Source organism: Colwellia sp. 6M3 (genome assembly GCF_014077595.1).
Taxonomy (GTDB): Bacteria; Pseudomonadota; Gammaproteobacteria; order Enterobacterales; family Alteromonadaceae; genus Cognaticolwellia.
Genome location: NZ_JACGWF010000013.1, coordinates 16,437 through 37,583, shown reverse-complemented (window position 1 = coordinate 37,583; position 21,147 = coordinate 16,437). Strand labels below are relative to the sequence as shown.

Here is a 21,147-nt window from a genome sequence, read left to right as displayed (position 1 = left end):
TAGCACCATGGCATTTTGGATAGCAAGTTCTCCGCATAATCATCAACAAAGCGAAACATCGGCCCTGATGAGGCTGGTTATTTATGCCACAATTCCAGGTATATTTGCTCAATGGTATTTTTTTGGTTGGGGTAATTTAATACATATATCTTTAGCTGTAGCGACAGCAATCGTTGCCGAATTTACCATTTTATCTCTACGAGAAAAAAAAGTATCAACGCAACTATTTGACGGAAGTGCCATATTAACCGCTGTATTATTGGGTATTAGTCTGCCTGCTTTAGCGCCTTGGTGGATAACCATTATAGGTAGCATATTTGCAATTGTTGTGGTTAAACAGCTTTATGGTGGCTTGGGACATAATCCATTTAATCCCGCCATGGCAGCTTATGTCATGCTATTAATTTCCTTCCCTGTACAAATGACACAATGGCAACCTCCATTATCATTGCTCGCCATGGATATAAATTTCAATGATACTTTCGCCATTATTTTCTCTGGTTATACGCCTCAAGGTTACTCAGTTGAGCAAATTCGTACCCATATAGACGGATTTACCATGGCAACGCCTCTTGATACCGTAAAAACAAATTTAACACTGGGATTAACAGTAGTTGAAAGCATGAATGCCCCCGTTATTGGTAAGCATTTTGGGCTGGGCTGGGAGTGGATAAATGCTGGGTTTTTACTCGGTGGATTATTTTTACTCTTTAAAAAGGCTATTCACTGGACTACGCCATTTAGCTTCTTAGTCAGTTTATTCGTCTGTAGTTTTATTGCTTTTATTATCAGCCCTGACAGCAGCACATCAACTATGTTTAACTGGTTTACCGGAGCAACAATGCTGGGCGCGTTTTTCATTCTAACCGACCCTGTTTCAGGCGCAACCAGTGTTAAAGGCAGATTAGTTTTTGGCGCGCTTGCCGGTTTATTAGTATTCTTGATCAGAAAGTTTGGTGGTTATCCTGATGCTATCGCATTCGCAGTTTTACTGTGTAATATGGCAGCTCCTTTAATCGACCAATACACTCGACCGCGTACTTACGGACATAATTTAGGGGTGAAAAAATAATGTCTGATTTAACGCCAGCAATCAGTAAAAACTCAATGATATTAGGCTTATTCGCCATTGTGTGTACAGCGGCTGTCGCAATCGTACAGTTACTCACTGCCGATCGCATTGAACTGCAAGCTGAACAAAAGTTAATTCGACAGTTGAATCAAGTTATTCAAACGGCGAATCATGATAATGAAATGTTTCGTGATTGTATTTTAGCGCCAAAAGATAATAATTCAGACTTAGTAATCGATGTTATTTATCGTGCAAGGCTTAATAATACTCCTACTGCAGCAGCAATAAAAACAGTTGCTCCCGACGGCTACAGTGGCAATATTGAACTGTTAATTGCTATTAATACCGATGGTAGTGTTAGCGGCGTTAGAACCTTATTACATAAAGAAACACCTGGCTTAGGTGATAAAATCGAACGTAGAAAAAGTGACTGGATAGAGAAGTTTTCAGGTAAAAAATTACTCGACGAAAATGACAGTCGCTGGGCTGTGATTAAAGACGGAGGTATGTTCGATCAATTTACTGGCGCAACAATTACCCCCAGAGCCGTGGTTAAAACAGTTAGAAAAACAATCGACTACTTTCAAAACAATCAAGATCGCATTTTTACTACTGCCAGTAATTGTGGAGTTGAACCATGAAAATAAATCCTGAATATAAAGAATTAGCGTGGCAAGGTTTATGGAAAAATAACCCTGGCTTAGTACAATTGCTCGGCCTTTGTCCATTGCTAGCGGTAACCTCAACAGTAGTAAACGCTTTAGGTTTAGGCATAGCAACATTATTTGTACTTATTTGTTCTAACGCAACCGTGTCGGCTATAAGACATTGGGTGCCAAAAGAAATTCGCATTCCTATTTTCGTGCTTATTATCGCCACATTTGTTACCTGTGTGCAGTTGCTGATGAATGCATACACCTACGATTTATATCAATCATTAGGGATATTTTTACCTCTTATTGTTACCAACTGCGCGATTATTGGTCGTGCCGAAGCATACGCATCTAAAAACCCTGTTAAGCAAGCAAGTTTCGATGGATTAATGATGGGGCTTGGCTTCTTAGCGGTATTGATGGTATTAGGGGCTATTCGCGAAGTTTTAGGACAAGGGACATTATTTGATGGTGCTAATCTATTCTTAGGTGAATGGGCAACGCAACTAAAAATTGTTGTTTATCAACTTGATAGTCAATTTTTATTAGCAATTTTACCCCCTGGTGCTTTTATCGCTATGGGCTTTTTAATTGCAGGTAAAAACGCCATCGATCAAAAAATAGCCGCAGCTAAACCTAAAAAATTAGAGCAAGCGATTGAGCGAGTGCGTGTAAACTTTGAAAGTTAAACCAACATATCCATTTAAGTTAAGTTAAGTTAAGTTAAGTTTGAAAATAGTGAAATATAAAACCGATGAATAAAGAAAAGCGAATAGACATGTTATCTCGGTTAAGGGATAACAACCCAAATCCAACAACTGAGCTAAATTTTTCTAGCCCATTTGAGCTACTAATCGCGGTTTTATTATCAGCTCAAGCCACGGATGTAAGTGTGAATAAAGCGACGGATAAACTTTATCCGATAGCTAACACACCACAAGCATTACTTGATCTTGGTTTAGACGGTTTAAAGTCATACATTAAAACCATTGGCTTGTTTAACACTAAAGCGGTTAATACGCTTAAAACCTGTCAAATGTTAATAGACTTGCACAATGGTGAAGTTCCTGAAAACAGAGCTGCCCTTGAGTCCTTACCCGGCGTTGGTAGAAAAACTGCCAATGTGGTACTAAATACCGCTTTTGGTTGGCTAAAAGATAATGAAGGTAAATACTTTATTGCGGTTGATACCCATATTCAGCGAGTCGCTAACCGCACCGGTTACGCTAAAGGCAAAACAGTTGAAGAAACAGAGCAAAACATTGTCAAACACACACCAAGAAAAACTGAATTTTTCTTTAACTTGCATCATTGGCTCATACTTCATGGTCGCTATACGTGTGTAGCAAGAAAGCCTCGCTGTGGCTCTTGTATTCTTGAAGATTTATGCGACTTCAAAGATAAAACTGAAGACTGATAATTGACTCGAAATATTTTTACTATCGCTTAATAAATTACTATTTAAAGACATTTGTAAATTGAAGTGTAAAGTCAAACAAAGATCAAATTTGTACCCAATGAATTAGCTAAGCATCAGCTATTAATGCATATCAGTGTATTAATATTGCATAAAAGCTATGTTTAATGCAGATATACGATAGAATATTTTTTAAAGTTAAAAGGATGATTAAACGATGAAATTTTTACACTCAATGGTTCGTGTTAGAGACCTAGATAAATCATTAGATTTTTATATAAAGCATTTAGGTTTAATCGAAACTCGACGAGTAGATGTGCCTAAAGGCGAGTTTAGTTTAATTTTTTTAGCAACCGAACCCGGTGCTGCTGAAATAGAGCTTACTCATAATTGGGGCTCAGAAGAAGAGTACACTGTTGGTCGAAACTTTGGTCATTTAGCCTTTGAAGTTGACGATATTTATGCTTTATGTGAAAAACTAATGGCTGCAGGTATTACCATTAATAGACCACCTCGTTGTGGCCATATGGCTTTTGTTAAATCACCTGATAACATTTCAATTGAACTACTTCAAAAAGGCGAAAAACTGGCTCCAAGAGAACCTTGGTTAAGCATGGAGAACTCAGGTAACTGGTAAATTTATTGCCTTGTTTATTGCAGTGCGTATTGCTTGTTACGTGATAAATGTTAATTAATAAGTACTTTAAAAATAGCTTATTTTAGCTTTGCATCACTCTATTTTTAATAACAATAAAGCGATAATTTACCTGTTTCAGCTCACTTTCCATAGTTAGTAACTAATACCCAAGTTATGTTATTTCACTTGGGTTTTTAGTTAAAGCCTACCTAAAAATATCAGATCACCCTGTATCCTTCTAAAGATTAAAGCGCTTTTATAGCTATGTTAACGGTTCAAGTGTTGAGCTTAAAAAACTCATAAAAGCTTTACTGGCATTTGATAATGAGTGACTCTTTTTCCAAGCTAAACTCAACTTAAATTCAATGTTAGGCTCAAAGGGAACGGAGGTCATCATTTGTTCGTTATGTAAAATACGTGATAAACAAGTTGTGACACCCACTTCATTACGCACCAATGACTTTTGTAATTCAATGAGATTAGTTTCCATGCGAACATCTAAATCTAAGTGATGCTCTTTTGCATATTGACTTACCACCTCACGTAAAAAATAGCCTTCATGAAATAATACCAAAGGTTGCTGACAGAACTGTTCAAGCGAAATGGTTTGCTCTAAAGCTAATGGGTGTAAATTTGACATACCCGCAACAATTTCTTCATTAATTAACTCAGTGTAACGCAGTTGTGGGTTTTCTAAATCACCCCGTATTAACGCTAAATCAAGCTCACCGTTCTGTAACATTTTTTCTAGTGCTGCTGTGCCTTGATCAATTAGTTGAATTTTTATTTTTGGGTACTTTTGTTTGAATTCTGTTAAAACTTTTGGAAAATAATAAGAGCCCATCATAGCGGAAACGCCAAACCTTATAGTGCCCTGTTCAAGGTTTTTTAAATCTTCTAAAGTTAACTCTACTTGTTTAGCTTGATTTAATAATTCAGTAGCTAGCTTGTATAGCACCTCTCCTTCAGCAGTGAGTAAAGCATTTTTTTCTGCACGGTTAATTAATTTAAGTCCAACCTCATGTTCTAACTTTTGAATAGCTATTGTCAACGCAGGTTGTGCAATACCAATTTTAAGTGCCGCGCGGGTAAAGTTCCCTAATAAGGCTAATTGACAAAAATATTCAAGACGCTTTAAATTCATATCATCCCCAGCAACAAACAAAACCCATAAATAAAAGTTATAGAAAATATAAAAACTATATATTATATTTATTTTTAAATTAAGGATAGAGTAAGTCCATAAATTAAAACGGTTATTGCATTAACACACTCTACAGGGCAAACGAATGAAACAAACATTATCACCATTTAATTGGCAAGATCCTATGTCAATAGACAGCCAACTTACTGAAGAAGAGCGAATGATCCGTGATACGGCATTTGATTACTGCCAAGAGAAGCTACTTCCTCGAGTACTTGAAGCCAATAGACATGAACATTTTGATCGTGAAATTATGTCTGAATTAGGTCAATTAGGCCTATTGGGGGCTACTTTGCCTGCTAAGTATGGCGGTAGTGAAATCAATTATGTAAGTTATGGCTTAATTGCACGAGAAGTAGAGCGTGTAGACAGTGGTTACCGCAGTGCAATGAGTGTGCAATCATCTCTTGTTATGCACCCAATATATGCGTACGGCACAGAAGAGCAACGCATGAAGTATTTACCGAAACTCGCTTCAGGTGAATGGGTTGGCTGTTTTGGTTTAACTGAGCCTAATTCTGGTAGTGATCCAGCCTCTATGACAACTCACGCAACCAAAGTCGACGGCGGATATCGTATTACAGGCAATAAAATGTGGATCACAAACTCACCTATTGCCGATGTTTTTGTCGTTTGGGCAAAACTCGATCGTAAAATTCGAGGCTTTGTACTTGAAAAAGGTATGGCTGGTTTATCTGCCCCTAAAATAGAAGGTAAATTTTCATTACGTGCCTCAATAACAGGCGAAATTGTTATGGATAACGTCTTTGTGCCTGATGAAAACATGTTCCCTGAAATTAGCGGTTTAGCCGGACCTTTTGGTTGTTTAAATAAAGCACGTTATGGTATTGCTTGGGGCTCGCTAGGTGCAGCAGAGTTTTGTTTTCATTCGGCAAGAACTTACAGTGTAGATCGCCACCAATTTGGTCGTCCTTTGGCTTCAAACCAATTAATTCAGAAAAAGCTAGCAGATATGCAAACTGAAATATCACTTGGATTACAAGGGTGTTTGCAAATGGGTCGTTTAATGGATGTAGATCAATGTCCGGTTGAACTCATTTCATTATTAAAACGTAATAACTGTGGTAAATCGCTTGATATTGCTCGTGTTGCTCGAGATATGCACGGTGGTAATGGTATTAGTGATGAGTTTGGCGTAATTCGCCATATGATCAATCTAGAAGCCGTTAACACTTACGAAGGTACGCATGATATTCACGCCCTTATTTTAGGCCGTGCTATCACAGGTTATCAGGCTTTTTGCTAATGACTAGCGCATTGGGGAACATCAAAGTTGTCGATTTAAGTCGCATTTTAGCGGGCCCTTGGGCTTCACAAATGTTAGCTGATATGGGCGCTGAAGTTATTAAAGTAGAACGCCCTCAAAAAGGTGATGATACGCGCTTTTGGGGCCCTCCTTTTATAAAAGAAGCTGACGAAAAACAGCCGCCACAAGCCGCTTATTTTCACTGTGTAAATCGCAATAAACAATCGATTGCTATTGATATAACTCAGCAACAAGGTCAACAAGTAATTAAAGATTTAATTGCTCAAGCTGATGTATTAATTGAAAACTATAAAGTTGGTGGACTGGCTAAGTATGGTTTAGATTATCAAAGTGTAAAAGCGCTTAATCCTGGTTTAGTTTATTGCTCTATTACAGGTTTTGGACAAAGCGGCCCAAGTGCCCATAAAGCCGGTTACGATGCCATGATCCAAGGTGAAGGTGGCTTGATGAGCTTAACTGGCGAACCTGATGGAATGCCGATGAAAGTTGGTGTTGCACTAGTCGACGTTATGACAGGTTTGTACAGTTGTAATGCTATTTTGGCGGCACTTATGGCTCGTCATCAAAGCAATGAAGGTCAGCATATTGATATTGCCCTACTAGACGTACAAGTAGCGACATTAGCTAATCAAGGTATGAACTATTTAGCTACAGGGAAAAACCCAGATAGACTGGGTAATGGACACCCAAATATTGTGCCCTACCAAACCTTTGCGACGCAAGATGGCAGTATTATTCTAGCCATTGGCAATGACAGTCAATTTGTTAAGTTTTGTCAGGTGGCTCATTGTTTAGAGCTTTCAGAAAATACTTTGTTTGCTACCAATGCTCAACGTGTAATTAACCGTAAAAAGCTGATCCCTATTCTCGCCACCAAACTCGCCTCGTATTCTACAAACTGGTGGATTAAGCAACTTGAGTCTGTTGCAGTACCTTGTGGCCCGGTTAATACCCTAGCGCAGGTTTTTGATCACCCACAAGTTAAACATCGTGCAATGGTTAGGCAAGTAGCCAATCAACAAGGCGAATTAATCAATACAATTGCATCGCCCATTAATCTTTCTGCGACACCTTTACAATATAACAGTGCTTCACCTGACTTAGGCCAACATAGCCATCAGGTTTTATCTTCACTGCTTAAATATAGTGAGGAAAACATTAAAAAACTTTTTTCTAATGCGACTGTTAGCTAACTCATTATCTTCAAGTTAAATGCTACCTGAGAGTAAGAGTATAGATACATCAGTAAGGAAATTGATAATCACTATAGCGAGCAAAGAATACCTAAATGTAATACCCGTTTGACTAATTAATCTGATGATACAAAAAGACCAACTTAATATTAAGTTGGTCTATATCTTGATTATTAAATTATTATTTAATTTTATTAATCGTTAACCAGTTCTAACTTCTCTTTTGTATCAGCTTTTGTCTTTTCAGCCGAATTTATGGCTAATTCACCAATGATAAGTGTCACGACAACACCAATAAACACTGACCATTGCATACCTTCTTCAGGGGAATAGATAAATAACACAATCGCAAAGCTTAAAACTGCTATACATGAATAAGCTGCTAAACGTGCAAAGAATAATCCACCAGGTATTTTATATGGGCGAGAATGATTTGGATGTTCTACACGAGCTTTAACAAATGCGAGTAGCATGCCGATATATGGCAACATAAAAATAACCGCGCTAAAAGCAAATAATGACCAGAATAAATCTTCATTCGATCCAGATAGAAAGCCGTAAAGCACGATTGTACCTGTACTCACTAATCCCATCATAATACTAGCCCCTAAAGGTGTACCTGTTTTTTTACTTGCTAAGCCGAAAATAGCGGGTAACTCACCAGTTTTTGCAGCCTCTGCAGCAGCACGATTACACCCTAATGCCCATGTAACACCATTTGAGAAAAAGGTAAACAATGCCATAACCCCTAGTGCCATCGCGAAGGTTTTTCCAGCCGTTGATTGACCAAATAAAAGATATAATGTGTCCATTAATCCTTCAACAAGATTTATATCTTGAGCAGGAATAGCGGCTAACATAGCGACAGTGCCTAACATGTAAAGCACAATAATAATTAAAGCTGAAATGAGTACCGCTTTTGGCATATCTCTCGCGGGGTCTTTCATTTCTTCACTACTAGCACTGACTAATTCAAAACCTAACATGCCGTAAATAATAGCTGGAATATATTGAAAGCTTGCTTGCCAATCAGGTTTAAGCGCAGCTATTGTAAAATCATTCGCCATGCCATGTTCATCAACATAGTTAAAGGCACCAACAATAATCACAATAAAAATGATTATTTTGAAAATAGCGCCAGTATCTGGTATCAATTTACCGACATCTAAACTCACTATATTTACTAAAACAGTAATCCAAGTCAGTAAAAGTCCAATACCTATTTGGCCATAAAGGCTTAAGTCTGGAAAAAACATTTGCTTAAATATACCGGCAAACAGAATAGAAATAGCGGGGATCCACACCGCGGTGTTAATCCAGTAACTCCAGGAAGCTCTTGCAGCCCAACGACTACCATAAGCAGTTTTAACCCATGCGTATATGCCACCTTGTGCAGGGTATGAACATGACATTTCAGCACTGATCAGCGCGAAAGGAATAAAAAATACTACGCTAAGAAATAACCACCAAAAAATGCTAGATACTCCAACTGAGGCGGCTGAAGCTAAAGTATCTAAAAGCAGAATGGCTGATACGGTAAAAAGAACTAGATCTTTCTTTCCTAATATTTTTTTTGTCATCAAGGTGTTCTCTTTTATCAAGTTAATGAGTTATCTCGGTTATCTTGAACTTAGTATTCGATAGCCTAACCGATTAATCATATTATTATATTTAGTATGTCATTCAGTCTTACATAAAAAAGTTACGATTAATTTACCCCTATAGGGGGATATTGACTCACTTAATAAGGGTAAATTTTTCCACTGTGATTTTTGAATCAAAATCACTCTAACCTGATAGGGGTATGTTCCGATATATGTAAATTAACTATTCTAATTTTGCATAAAATAAAAGCAAAAAATAATAACAATATTAAACAACCTGTATCACGCTATCACCCTTGGTGACGCAGAGAAATATAAACAACACTATTATAGGCTAAATTATGAATCTAAAACCCGAGCTCATCGCCCCCAGTTTATTTAAACTGTCGCCATTGTTTTTAGCATTAGGCTTAAATAATGCAGTGGCTAGTGAAATAGAAGTTATTGAAGTTAAAGTACAAAAACGTACACAGTCTGTGCAAGACGTACCGGTTGCCGTATCAGCCTTTAATGGCGATATGATGGACCAACTTCGTATTGAAGATGTTCGAGGCTTAGTAGATTTAACCCCTGGTTTTAACGGTAAAACAGAAGACAGTTTTATTGATGCACTTTCTATTCGTGGCATAGGCACAAATGATTTTGGTATTGGTGGTGATCCATCAGTCGCTATTTTTACTGATGGTTTGTGGGCCGGTCGTAATGGCGGTGTTCAAATGTCATTTTACGATATGGAACGTGCTGAAGTAGTAAAAGGTCCACAAGGGACTTTATTCGGTCGAAATGCAATAGCAGGCGGTATTAATATTACCACCAACAAACCTATCTCTGACTTTGAAGCTAAAGTTGGTGTCACTGTTGCTCAGTATGATACCCAAGAAATAACCGGGATGGTAAATATCCCTTTATCTGAAAACTGGTACTTTCGTGCGGCAGGAAATTTTGTTTCTAAAGGCGCATGGTTAGAAAATGTTGCTGGTGGTGGTGATCTTGGTGGTAGTGAAATTAGTTCTACACGTTTGTCACTGCGCTACGAAGGTGATGATATCGATGCTGTTTTTCGCGCAACTTATGAAGATAGAGAGCAAGACCCTTCGGTATATTGGACTGAAGTCAGTGCAGTAGCTAAAGATAAAGTCAATATAGATTACGGCAAAGGTAAAGGATATGACCGTGGTGAAATACTTTCACTGCAAGCCAATGTCGAATTTACCTTGTCTGATGAATATTTATTAACCTCTATTACGGGTTACAAGACGTATGACTTTGCTTATTTGGAAGATTTTGACGCACAACCCGAGCTAATTAATAACTACGGACAAGATCAAACCGTTGATTATGCCAGCCAAGAATTAAGATTAAATTATCAAGGTGATGGTAGTATTAATTGGTTTATTGGCGCGAGTGTTTATCAAGAAGATATTGATGCAACTTTTATTAACTCTTACGATGAAGACGCTTTATGTAAAGCGGTTTCTCTAACCGATTCTGCAGACTTCGATGGCCCTGCGGCAGGTTGTGATGACGTAAACTGGGAAACCTATTGGGAAGATGATATTGACCCCGCAGACTTACTGACTAACAAACCTGAAACTAATATAGATATTTTAAAGAACACAGGTTGGTCTGTTTACGGTGATATTACTTGGCAAGCCACTGAAAAACTTGACTTAACAGTAGGTGCTCGTTACACCAGTGATACAAAAGATATGAGCATTGAGGTATTAGATTCAGGTGGTGCATTAGGTAATACTTTTGTGTTTGAATGGTACACAGACGGCCCGGTTCAAGCAAAAGATACTTGGTCAGATTTTACCCCACGTATTGCCGCTGTTTACGAATTAACTGACAAAATCAATTTATACGCCAATGCGGCTAAAGGTTACAAATCAGGTGGTTACTCTACTTTTGGTATTATGAATGATGGTTCACAAGAATACGGTGGCCCATTAGCTGCTGGCAGTGAACCGCTTGCCTTTGAACCTGAAACAACAACCAGCTATGAAATTGGTAGTAAAATGATGTTGCTAGATAATTCAATGCAACTAAACCTTGCTTATTTCACCTATGATTATCAAGACTTACAAATGATCATTTTTGAAAGCGGTTCACAGCTTGTTAAAAACGTTGGTGAAGCAAAAAACCATGGTATCGAAGCTGATATGCATTGGACACCGACTGACAATTGGGATTTCCGTATAGCGGGCGCTTGGATGGACAGTGAAATAACCAAAGAAATTGAAGCTGGTGACGGAACGTTAGGTAATAAATTACCAATGGCGCCTGAATTAAGTGGCTCTGTGGTTACGTCTTATTTTCATTACATGGATGATGGTATAGTAACCTTGATGGCCAAATGGGTTTTCCAAAGTGAAATCTATGGTGGCCCAGGTAACTATGAAACAGCTAAAGTTGATAGCTGGAATGAGCTTGGTTTACGTGCCATGTATGAAAGCAATGACGATTGGTCAGTAAGCTTATACATAGATAACGTTACCGATGCTGACTACTATGAACGTGGTTGGGAAAATGCTGATGCCGATAACAAAAATGGCTTTGGTTTAGTGAATACATTTGTTTGGCCAGCTAAACCTCGCACCGTTGGTGTTAGCTTTGACATGACCTTCTAAACTCACTTCGTTGACTCCCCTAGGGTTTGCTCTAGGGGCTTTTTTTCTAGGTTAAATTTTATTTAACCTCTATTTTACAGAGATAATTATGTCTTTAAGTGATGCTGAAATTCTAAATGAATTTCTCAAAGACCACCCTGCTATTGAAATTTTTGAAGTTATTCTTCCTGATATAAACGGTAAACTAAGAGGTAAATGGATAGAAAGAAAAAACATCAAAAAAGTCATTAAAGGTGGTCTTAAATTACCATTAACTGCCATTGCTTTTGATATCTGGGGCCGTGACCCTAGTAGTTGGGTTTACCAAAGTGGCGATGAAGATGGTGTTTGTATTACAGACATACGTACACTTTCAACAGTGCCTTGGTTAAGTAGACCAACCGCGCAAATTTTGATGTCGTTGAATAACTTTGACAACACGCCTTGTGCATACGATGTCCGTAATATTTTAAAAAACATTATGCAGCGCTTTGACAAACTCAGTTTATCGGCAATGCCCGCTTTTGAAATGGAATTTAGTCTATTTGAGAACGAGAATGATGAGCTAGGCCAACCCGTTCATAGCCAACTAAGTTCTTCTGGTGTTAATGCAGGTCAAACCTATGGTTTAGAATGCATGCAAGATATGAGTGATTTTATGCACGGCGTGCGTGACGCTGCTCAAGCGCAAAACTTGCCCATTGATACATTGATCACTGAAGCAGCGCCTTCACAATATGAAATTAACTTATATCATCAACCTGATGCGCTAGTAGCGGCTGATCAAGCCTTAATGCTTCAGCGTGCGATTAAAGGCGTAGCACAGCAATTAGATTTGCGAGCATCATTCATGGCTAAACCATTCGCCGACTTATCTGGCAACGGCATGCATATGCATTGTAGTTTACTCGATAAAGACGGTAACAATGCTTTTGACAACGATACAGATGAAGGTAATGAATTACTGCAACATGCTATTGCCGGTTGTTTAGCAACGTTAGAAGATTGTATGCTAATTTTTGCACCGCATTTAAATTCATACCGCCGTTTTAAAGAAGGCTCACATGTGCCTATGACCCCAACTTGGGGTTATGAAAACCGCACGGTAGCTCTAAGAGTACCGGCCGGAGACCATAAAGCCATGCGTATAGAGCATAGAGTTGCTGGCGCAGACGCAAATCCATATTTAGTCGCTACAGCGATTATTGCAGGTATGTTATATGGTATAGAAAATAAACTCGCGGCTCCTGAGCCAATTACAGGAAACGCCTATACTCAGATTAAACCAAGCTTACCTAGCACATGGTTAGAGTCAATTGAGCACTTTAAACATTCAAAGTTTATCGAAGAATACTTTGGAGCAGAATTTCAGCGGGTGTTCACCACGACTAAAGAGCAAGAATTGGAAGAGTTTACGACTAAAATAACAACACTTGAATACGAAACTTACTTGTAACTTCTTATGAAAATAAGCCATATCCGCTCGCTAATTACATATAATTAGTTAGCGGATCACCTTTAGCATACTCTTCTTCACTCATTAATGAGTCAATAAATAAGTAAAACAATTCAGATTGAGAGTTAATATCAAGTTTGGCATAAGCATGCTTTCGATGTAACTTTACCGTTTCAACTACAATATTTAATTCTTCAGAAACAGTTTTAGTGGTGTGGCCATGTAAAATTAGGTGCACAACTTGTTTTTCTCTTTGCGTTAGAATCGAAGCCCCAAAGTGATCTAAAGCATGTTGCATTCTAACCCTGATATTTGAAGAATCATCACTAACCAATATTTGTTGCCAATGTTGCTGACAAACTTTTTCTATCAATGGGAAAATATCGGCTAATAATGTTAATTCTTTTTTTGAAAAGTTTTTCAGCCCGCCAGTGCGCCCCAAGGAAATATTGATAAAGTCATTATTAGGCAATGAAATAAGGTAGCCCACTTCATCATTAAGACCTGAATTACAGTACCAAGTACGATAAAACTCAGTTTGTTTAAAGCCTGAAGGCATTATGGTTTTAAAATGAAAAAAACCACGTTGCTTTTTCTGGGTTGCCATTAAGTAAAATGGGTCGATTAAAAAAGCACCTTTGACAAATAAATCGATATTATTACTACCGCCCTTTTTCGGGTCGTCAAAGTATTCAAGGGTAGGTAAACCTGAATGTCTAAATAATATAATGGTTACATCATTACTCTCTACAAGTTGCTTCAATCCTGCAGCGAGTTTTTTCGAAAAGTCAGGTTCTGTTAAACTATCGATCCAGCTCGAGGAAACTTCAGCAATCTTTGCAATGTAAGACATAATATTTTAATACTTTTAATTAGATACCTGCTTATGGATACCATTGTTATGAATATAATACTAAAGCGCAAGTCATAATATGTACGTTATAACAGTTATTAACAATAAACTTCACTTTGGTATTTTTCCTGTAATAAAACAAAAAAGTCAGACTAAAATAGTCTGACTTTTTCTTGTTGTTTTGTTTCTATTAATTAAGTTTTTATACCGTAATGTTTCGCTGTGTAATCTAGTGCTATAGTCAAACGAGCAATTAACAAGTCAATTTCTGCTCGAGTACATACCATTGGCGGTGCAGTTACAATGGCATCACCTACTGAGCGCACCATTAAGCCATGGTTAATGGCATGTGTTTTCACCATAGCTCCGCCAGCACAATCGGGGGCTAATCGTTCTTTAGCTGAGTTGTTTTTAGCAATTTCTAAGGCTGCAACCATACCCATACCACGTACTTCACCAACAATGGGGTGATCCGCTAACGTGCGAAGTTGTGCTTGAAAATATGGCATGATATCAGCTGCTGCATTTTCAATTACTTTGTCATTTTTAAGAATGTCGATGGTGGCGATACCTGCAGCACAAGCGGCCGGATGACCTGAGTAAGTAAAACCATGCGTAAACTCTCCACCGTCAGCCGCTAATACATCAGCGACTTTATCACTTACCATCACGCCACCTAGAGGTTGATACCCATTAGTAACAGCTTTTGCAAACGTCATTAAATCAGGTTCGTAGCCAAAAGTTTGTGCGCCAAACCAATCACCGGTGCGACCAAAACCACAAATAACTTCATCGCTGATTAATAAAATATCACGCTCTTTACAAATGCGTGATATTTCTGGCCAGTAGGTTTCTGGCGGTACAATAACACCGCCAGCCCCTTGAATAGGTTCAGCAATAAACGCCGCCACATTTTCTTCACCAAGCTCATCAATTTTAGCAGCTAGTTCTTGAGCAACTTTAATACCGAATTCAGCTTTATCCATATCGCCACCTTCAGTAAACCAGTTAGGTTGGCCAATATGCTCAACATAACTAAGGCCGGTGTATTGTTTATGCATGCCACTAAAGCCACCTAGCGAACCGGCAGCAATAGTTGAACCGTGATAAGCACCATGACGACTAATGAATATTTTCTTGCTTGGCTTGCCGAGTAAGTCGTAGTAACGGTGCACTAAACGTATGTTGGTATCGTTTGCTTCAGAACCTGAGTTAGTAAAAAACACATGATTAAACTGTGCTGGAGAAATATCAACCAACGCTTTAGCCATTTGTACCGTTACATCAGTCGTACACTGAAAGAAACTATTATAAAAAGGTAAGCTATTTAATTGATTACTAATAGCTTCGTTAATTTTCGGTTGGCTATAACCTAAATTACAACACCACAGCCCAGACATACCATCAATTAACTGATCACCTTGCTCATTATAAATATAGATATGCTCAGCTTTAGTGTAAATTGCAGTAGCTGTTGCTTTATATTCTTTAAAGTCAGTAAAAGGATGTAAAAAATGTGTTTTATCTAACGTATTTAGTGTTGTATTGTTACTGCTCATAACTATTCTCTTTATATAATAAAATGCTCGAATTTGTTGGCTACACTATTGGGTTATAGCCGCATTTGCTCTCTTCATGTTTAATAGTTTCACATAAAATCCACACGATTGGATTACCCCAAAAGAGTTGTATGAGGAGAAAAAAGAAGGTGAATTTTAAAAAACCGGTAATTGGAATTGTTTGTGATGTGATAAAAAATGGTCTTAATGGCTTTCACGGCGTAGGAGAAAAATATATTAATGCCATTGCCCACGGGGCGAATGCAATTCCTATTTTAATTCCGGCGCAACCTGCAGCCCAAGATCTTGAATCTTTAACTGAGTTTTTTGATGCTGACTTTTTCGAACAACTTGACGGTGTATTCTTTCCTGGTAGTCCTTCAAACGTTGAACCTCATCATTACGGCACAGAAGCATCAGCAACCCCCGAAAGCCACGATAAACAAAGAGATGGTTCAAGCTTACCTTTAATCAAACTTGCGATTGCAAAAGGTATTCCTTTACTTGCGGTATGTCGTGGTATGCAAGAACTCAATGTGGCAATGGGAGGAGAACTTCATCAGTGCTTGTTCCATCATGAACAATTTATTGAGCATCGAGAAAACAAAAAAGGCACACGTGATGAACAATATGCTCCTGCACATCAAGTAACCTTAACCACAGATGGCGTTTTGGCAAACATATTAGGTGCCACCACCCATACGGTGAACTCATTACATGGACAAGGCATTAAAACCTTGGGCAAAGGTTTAAAAGTTGAAGCTTTAGCACCCGATGGCTTAGTTGAAGCGATTAGTTGTAATGAAAATGGAAATTTTGTTGTTGGTGTACAATGGCACCCCGAGTGGCAGTATCAGCAAGACAAGTTATCAAGCAGTTTATTCTCCGCTTTTGGCGCAGCGATAAACCAAAGATTCAAAGAAAAAAATAATAAATCAATGTGATGCTTAGAGATAATCATTCATATACATATAATTAAATTTTGGAGATTTACATGAAAGACCTTCGTCAATTTTATATTAATGGTCAATGGGTTAACCCATTAACTGCAAAAGACTTTGCTGTAATTAACCCTGCAACTGAACAAGAGATTGCCATTATTTCGCTTGGTTCAAGTCAAGATGTAGATTTAGCCGTTGCCGCTGCTAAAAATGCCTTTGCAACTTTTGGCTTCAGTAGCGTAGAAGAGCGAATTTCATTACTAGAATCGCTGTTAAAACAATACATGGATAACTATGACGCAATGGCACATGCTATTTCATTAGAAATGGGCGCTCCTATCGATTTCTCTACAAACGCACAAGCCGACTGTGGTAAAGGTCACATTGAGTCAACTTTAGCTGCGTTAAAAGAATTTGAATTTTCACGTACTTTGGGCAATGCACAAATTGTTAAAGAACCTGTAGGCGTGTGTGGGTTTATTACTCCGTGGAATTGGCCTATTAACCAAATCGCTTGTAAAGTTGCGCCGGCACTTGCAACAGGTTGTACCATGATCCTTAAACCCAGTGAAATTGCGCCATTATCGGCACAATTATTTACCCAAATGATACATGATGCTGGTTATCCTGCTGGCGTTTACAATATGGTAAATGGTGACGGCATGGGTGTTGGTTCAGCCATTTCTGCGCACAAAGACATCGATATGGTTTCATTTACCGGTTCTACTCGAGCCGGCATTGCTATTGCTAAGTCTGCTGCAGATACTGTTAAGCGTGTCGCACAAGAGCTAGGCGGTAAATCACCTAATATCATTTTAGACGATGCTGATATCGATAAAGTGGTAAAAAAAGGTGTATTACATTGTATGAGTAACACGGGTCAATCATGTAATGCGCCTACGCGTATGTTAGTGCCGGCAAGTAAGTATCAACAAGCGCTCGAAGTAGCCAAAGCAACCGTAGCTAAAGTCAAAGTGGGGAACCCTGCTGAGCATGGTAATCATATTGGTCCTTTAGTGAGCGAAGGTCATTTTGAAAAGGTTCAAGCTATGATCCAAGCAGGCATTGATGAAGGTGCAACATTACTTGCCGGAGGCGTTGGTAAACCTGAAGGTTTTGACACAGGATATTATACTAAACCGACTATTTTTAGCGATGTCACTAACGATATGACTATTGCTCAAGAAGAAATATTTGGTCCCGTGTTAGTGATGATCCCTTATGCCGATGAAGCCGAAGCGATTAAAATTGCCAACGATACTCCATACGGTTTAGCTGCTTTTATTCAGTCAGGCAACCCTGAGCGAGCACAAAATGTAGCAAGGAAAATACGTGCAGGTATGATTTGTATTAATGGTGCGTCTCATATTTATACTTCACCTTTTGGCGGTTTCAAACAATCAGGCAATGGCCGTGAATGGGGTGAGTTTGGTTTTGAGGATTTCCTAGAAACTAAATCTATTAGTAGTTAGATAATCGCAGATTTTGGATCATATTATGACTAAAGTTGTCGTTATTACTGGCGCAAGTTCAGGCATTGGGGCCGCGGCTGCACTCAAATTTCACCAGCAAGGCTTTAACATTGTTCTTGCGGGTAGAAATGAGGCGCGTCTTAGCTCCTTAGCAAGTACTTTACCTAATTCGGTTATGTGGACTGGTGATATAGCACAAAGTGCAGCTTGTAACGCATTGATTAAATTTACCCTTGCCAGTTTTGGCCGCATAGATGTACTAATAAATTGTGCCGGTATTATTTATCGCTCAACGGCAACTGATACGTCTGATAGTCAATGGCTAGATACCATATCAGTTAACTTGAATGCGCCATTTTATTTATCTCGAGCGGCAATTCCTCATATGACCGAAAATGGCGGTACCATTTTAAATATAGCGTCAGACTGGGGCTTAAAAGGTGGTGAATTGGCCGCTGCTTACTGTGCGAGTAAAGGGGGCTTGGTATTACTAACTAAAGCGATGGCGATTGATCATGCAAAAGATAAAATACGCATTAATGCTATTTGTCCTGGAGATGTTGATACCCCCATGCTAGAAATTGAATCAGCTCAACGAGGTATTGATTATAAAACAGCCATGGTTGATAACAATGCAGACAGTTTAACGGGTCGTATTACGCAACCTGACGAAGTTGCAGCATTATGCCTCTACCTTGCTTCAGACTGTGCAGCACAAATTACCGGCACCGCTATTTCAATTGACGGTGGAAATACCGCGTAAGATATTAATCGACAATAATAAGTCTAAACATTAATAACACCATGGTGAGTTAAGTTTACTCCTTAACTTTAGCCTGGTGTTTTCTCTTTCAATTAACCCTAATAATGTAAACGATAAGATAATTTTTCATCGCCAATTTATTGATTAATACTGTCTTCACAATACGATAAACGCAAAAATAAAAGTCAAAGAGTCCTCGCCAAAAATTACTCTGTGTTCAATTTCTAATAAGTTGCTATCACGAGCGCTTAATACGCGTTAATATACTGAATTAATTATTTAAAATATTATTCAAATTTCATGGCCTTAAAATCAACCATCAATAAAGCGACTATTCATTTATCGGATATGGATCGTAACTATTATGACACTATTCAATTAACCATTGCCCAGCACCCTTCTGAAAATGATCGTCGTATGATGATCCGCCTGATTGCTTATGTATTAAATGCCAGTGAAAACCTGCAATTTGGTAAAGGTGTTAGCGATGAAGATGAAGCTGCCATTTGGCGCATTAATTACAGCGAAGTAATTGAGCTATGGATTGAGCTAGGTCAACTTGATGAAAAACGTCTTAAAAAAGCCTGTAACCGTGCGCAAGAAGTTAAGTTATATTGCTTTGGCAGCAGTGTAGATACTTGGTGGCAACAATCTAAAAGCAAGTTAAATCAATTCGACAAACTTTCAATAGAAAGCTTTAGTGAGGAAACTACCCAAGCTTTAGCATTGCTCGCTGACCGTTCGATGGAATTACAAGTCAGCATTCAAGATGGACAAGTTTGGCTAACCAGCGGTGAACAGTCATTATTGATTGAGCTTCATAAACTTAAGTAAGCTTACTTAAGTTTATTTTCAATTTTATAAGCAATATCAGCTAACTGCTGACTATTGATTTATGTTTTTAGATGTTCAATAGTAAGCATTAATATTTTCATGCTGCGTAATACTGCATAACAATTCAAATAAAACTATGATGACTACATTAAACTCGTACGCTAAAAAAAACCTCCATTTAACTAAAAAATCGATCATTGCAACGCTCTTCATGACTAGCTCATTTTATAGTGTTGGAGAAATAATACCGTCTGAACAAGTCATAAAAGACATTACCTATTTAGCGTCTGACGATTTAAAGGGTAGAGCAAGTTTTAGTCCAGAAATCGACAAAGCGGCAAACTATATTGCAGAAAGATTTACTGAAATTGGACTTAAGCCGCTAAATAACAAAAGTTTTTTTCAAACGTTTACCGTAAATAAAATCCAACCTCAACTACATACCATTACGCTTAATGGTCAAGAGGTTAGCCTTGAAAATACGGCCTTAGCCACCACGATTGAACAGCTTAATTGGCAGAGTAAAAGTGCTCAAGTACATCTTGTGGGTAAAGATGATGATATGCGAAAAACCTTAAGTGAGTTAAACCTACAAGGTGGGCAACATCTCGTTGTAATCAATAATACACACGCTAAAACATTTAAAGCTTATCAAGGCTATTTTAACCGTGGTTTAACTAAACTCTCACTTGATCATCAAGGCGCACTTGTGTTGGTATTAAGTGACGAAAGCGAAATTAAAAATTATAGCGTAAATGCCAGTGCTAAAATTACCCAGCAAACATTAACTAATGTTGTTGGAGTGTTACCGGGTATACAAAGCCAAGAAGAAATCGTTTTGTACTCAGCGCACTATGATCATTTGGGCGTAACAGAAGATGGCAAACAAATTTATAATGGTGCTGATGATGACGCTTCAGGCACCACTGCGGTATTAAATTTAGCGCAATATTTCGCACAAAAAGGTGATAACAAGCGCACATTAATGTTTAGCGCATTTACAGCAGAAGAAATTGGTGGTTTTGGCTCAAAGTATTTTTCACAGCAACTTAACCCCGACAATGTCGTTGCTATGATTAATATTGAAATGATCGGTAAACCTTCAAAGTTTGGTGCTGGTACCCTTTGGATGACAGGAATGGATCGCTCAAATTTAGGTGCCCTACTCAATAAAAACCTCGTTGAGCTAAATACGCAAATCTATCAAGATCCATATCCTGAGCAAGGCTTATTTTATCGCTCAGATAACGCAACATTAGCCCGTTTAGGCGTAGCTGCACATAGTTTTAGTAGTACACAGCTTGATAAAGATCAACATTATCACAAAGTAACAGACGATATTAACAGCTTAGATTTATCGTCGATGCATAAGGTAATTGAGACATTAGCGACAGGAACTCAGCCTTTAGTTGACGGTACGGCAACACCAACACGTATTGATAAAGCAGAGGTGCGGGCTAAAGGTAAAATTTACTAAAATCTTACCTTTAAAACGTAACAACTTATCTCATTTAGTTTGATACAAACATAAAAATTCAGCGTTTAGCCAATAATAACGCTGAATTTGTATGTTATTTATCAATCAACAATTA

At 38.2% G+C, this 21,147-nt stretch carries 18 protein-coding genes; 14 read left to right on the top strand and 4 right to left on the bottom strand.

Annotated elements, in window-relative coordinates; genetic code table 11:
* The first annotated feature begins 7 nt into the window (after positions 1 to 7).
* From rsxD to H4J50_RS04760, 5 genes are all read left to right on the top strand, one after another.
* Positions 8 to 1,072 (top strand): electron transport complex subunit RsxD, encoded by a 1,065-nt coding sequence (gene rsxD, locus H4J50_RS04780; protein WP_182254773.1) that lies wholly within the window; start codon positions 8 to 10, stop codon positions 1,070 to 1,072.
* Positions 1,072 to 1,713 carry an electron transport complex subunit RsxG gene (rsxG, locus tag H4J50_RS04775; RefSeq protein WP_182254772.1) on the top strand — a complete coding sequence of 214 codons (642 nt, stop codon included), beginning with the start codon at positions 1,072 to 1,074 and terminating at the stop codon, positions 1,711 to 1,713. Before rsxD ends, rsxG begins: the two co-directional genes overlap by 1 nt.
* Complete coding sequence (locus tag H4J50_RS04770; protein ID WP_182254771.1) at positions 1,710 to 2,414, top strand: electron transport complex subunit E; 705 nt, start codon at positions 1,710 to 1,712, stop codon at positions 2,412 to 2,414. The genes rsxG and H4J50_RS04770 overlap by 4 nt, the downstream gene beginning before the upstream one ends.
* A 65-nt stretch (positions 2,415 to 2,479) precedes the next feature.
* A complete protein-coding gene (nth, locus tag H4J50_RS04765; protein WP_182254770.1) occupies positions 2,480 to 3,142 on the top strand; it encodes an endonuclease III in 663 nt (220 codons plus the stop codon).
* Between the two features lie 217 nt (positions 3,143 to 3,359).
* Positions 3,360 to 3,779, top strand: a complete 420-nt coding sequence (locus H4J50_RS04760) for a VOC family protein (protein WP_182254769.1) — start codon at positions 3,360 to 3,362, stop codon at positions 3,777 to 3,779.
* Positions 3,780 to 4,041: 262 nt separating this feature from the next.
* On the opposite strand, the gene H4J50_RS04755 is transcribed toward H4J50_RS04760, so the two are convergent.
* Positions 4,042 to 4,923 carry a LysR family transcriptional regulator gene (locus tag H4J50_RS04755; RefSeq protein ID WP_182254768.1) on the bottom strand — a complete coding sequence of 294 codons (882 nt, stop codon included), beginning with the start codon at positions 4,921 to 4,923 and terminating at the stop codon, positions 4,042 to 4,044.
* A gap of 145 nt (positions 4,924 to 5,068) precedes the next feature.
* Here H4J50_RS04755 and H4J50_RS04750 point away from each other — a divergent pair, with 145 nt between their 5' ends.
* Both H4J50_RS04750 and H4J50_RS04745 read left to right on the top strand, forming a co-directional pair.
* Positions 5,069 to 6,250 carry an acyl-CoA dehydrogenase gene (locus tag H4J50_RS04750; protein WP_182254766.1) on the top strand — a complete coding sequence of 394 codons (1,182 nt, stop codon included), beginning with the start codon at positions 5,069 to 5,071 and terminating at the stop codon, positions 6,248 to 6,250.
* Positions 6,250 to 7,464 carry a CaiB/BaiF CoA-transferase family protein gene (locus H4J50_RS04745; RefSeq protein ID WP_182254762.1) on the top strand — a complete coding sequence of 405 codons (1,215 nt, stop codon included), beginning with the start codon at positions 6,250 to 6,252 and terminating at the stop codon, positions 7,462 to 7,464. Before H4J50_RS04750 ends, H4J50_RS04745 begins: the two co-directional genes overlap by 1 nt.
* A 194-nt stretch (positions 7,465 to 7,658) precedes the next feature.
* Here the strand turns inward: H4J50_RS04745 and H4J50_RS04740 are convergent, their stop codons facing one another.
* Entirely contained in the window at positions 7,659 to 9,044 is a 1,386-nt protein-coding gene (locus H4J50_RS04740) for an APC family permease (protein ID WP_182254760.1), read from the bottom strand.
* Positions 9,045 to 9,409: 365 nt separating this feature from the next.
* On the opposite strand from H4J50_RS04740, the gene H4J50_RS04735 reads away from it, so the two are divergent.
* Positions 9,410 to 11,698 (top strand): TonB-dependent receptor, encoded by a 2,289-nt coding sequence (locus H4J50_RS04735; RefSeq protein WP_108455711.1) that lies wholly within the window; start codon positions 9,410 to 9,412, stop codon positions 11,696 to 11,698.
* Between the two features lie 88 nt (positions 11,699 to 11,786).
* On the top strand, positions 11,787 to 13,133 hold the full coding sequence (locus H4J50_RS04730) for a glutamine synthetase family protein (protein WP_108455710.1): 1,347 nt from the start codon (positions 11,787 to 11,789) through the stop codon (positions 13,131 to 13,133).
* Between the two features lie 34 nt (positions 13,134 to 13,167).
* Here the strand turns inward: H4J50_RS04730 and H4J50_RS04725 are convergent, their stop codons facing one another.
* Positions 13,168 to 13,986, bottom strand: a complete 819-nt coding sequence (locus tag H4J50_RS04725) for a helix-turn-helix transcriptional regulator (protein ID WP_108455709.1) — start codon at positions 13,984 to 13,986, stop codon at positions 13,168 to 13,170.
* Between the two features lie 194 nt (positions 13,987 to 14,180).
* Positions 14,181 to 15,545, bottom strand: a complete 1,365-nt coding sequence (locus tag H4J50_RS04720; protein ID WP_182254758.1) for an aminotransferase — start codon at positions 15,543 to 15,545, stop codon at positions 14,181 to 14,183.
* Between the two features lie 149 nt (positions 15,546 to 15,694).
* Here H4J50_RS04720 and H4J50_RS04715 point away from each other — a divergent pair, with 149 nt between their 5' ends.
* The 5 genes from H4J50_RS04715 (at position 15,695) to H4J50_RS04695 (ending at position 21,032) form a co-directional block, all read left to right on the top strand.
* The gene (locus tag H4J50_RS04715) at positions 15,695 to 16,489 is read left to right on the top strand and encodes a gamma-glutamyl-gamma-aminobutyrate hydrolase family protein (RefSeq protein ID WP_220466099.1); all 795 of its coding nucleotides are present in this window, start codon (positions 15,695 to 15,697) and stop codon (positions 16,487 to 16,489) included.
* A gap of 50 nt (positions 16,490 to 16,539) precedes the next feature.
* A complete protein-coding gene (locus H4J50_RS04710; RefSeq protein ID WP_182254754.1) occupies positions 16,540 to 17,958 on the top strand; it encodes an aldehyde dehydrogenase family protein in 1,419 nt (472 codons plus the stop codon).
* A gap of 25 nt (positions 17,959 to 17,983) precedes the next feature.
* On the top strand, positions 17,984 to 18,721 hold the full coding sequence (locus tag H4J50_RS04705) for an SDR family NAD(P)-dependent oxidoreductase (protein WP_182254752.1): 738 nt from the start codon (positions 17,984 to 17,986) through the stop codon (positions 18,719 to 18,721).
* Between the two features lie 300 nt (positions 18,722 to 19,021).
* Positions 19,022 to 19,555, top strand: a complete 534-nt coding sequence (locus H4J50_RS04700; protein WP_182254750.1) for a YaeQ family protein — start codon at positions 19,022 to 19,024, stop codon at positions 19,553 to 19,555.
* A 211-nt stretch (positions 19,556 to 19,766) separates the two neighbouring features.
* A complete protein-coding gene (locus H4J50_RS04695) occupies positions 19,767 to 21,032 on the top strand; it encodes a M20/M25/M40 family metallo-hydrolase (protein WP_182254748.1) in 1,266 nt (421 codons plus the stop codon).
* Positions 21,033 to 21,147 lie beyond the last annotated feature (115 nt).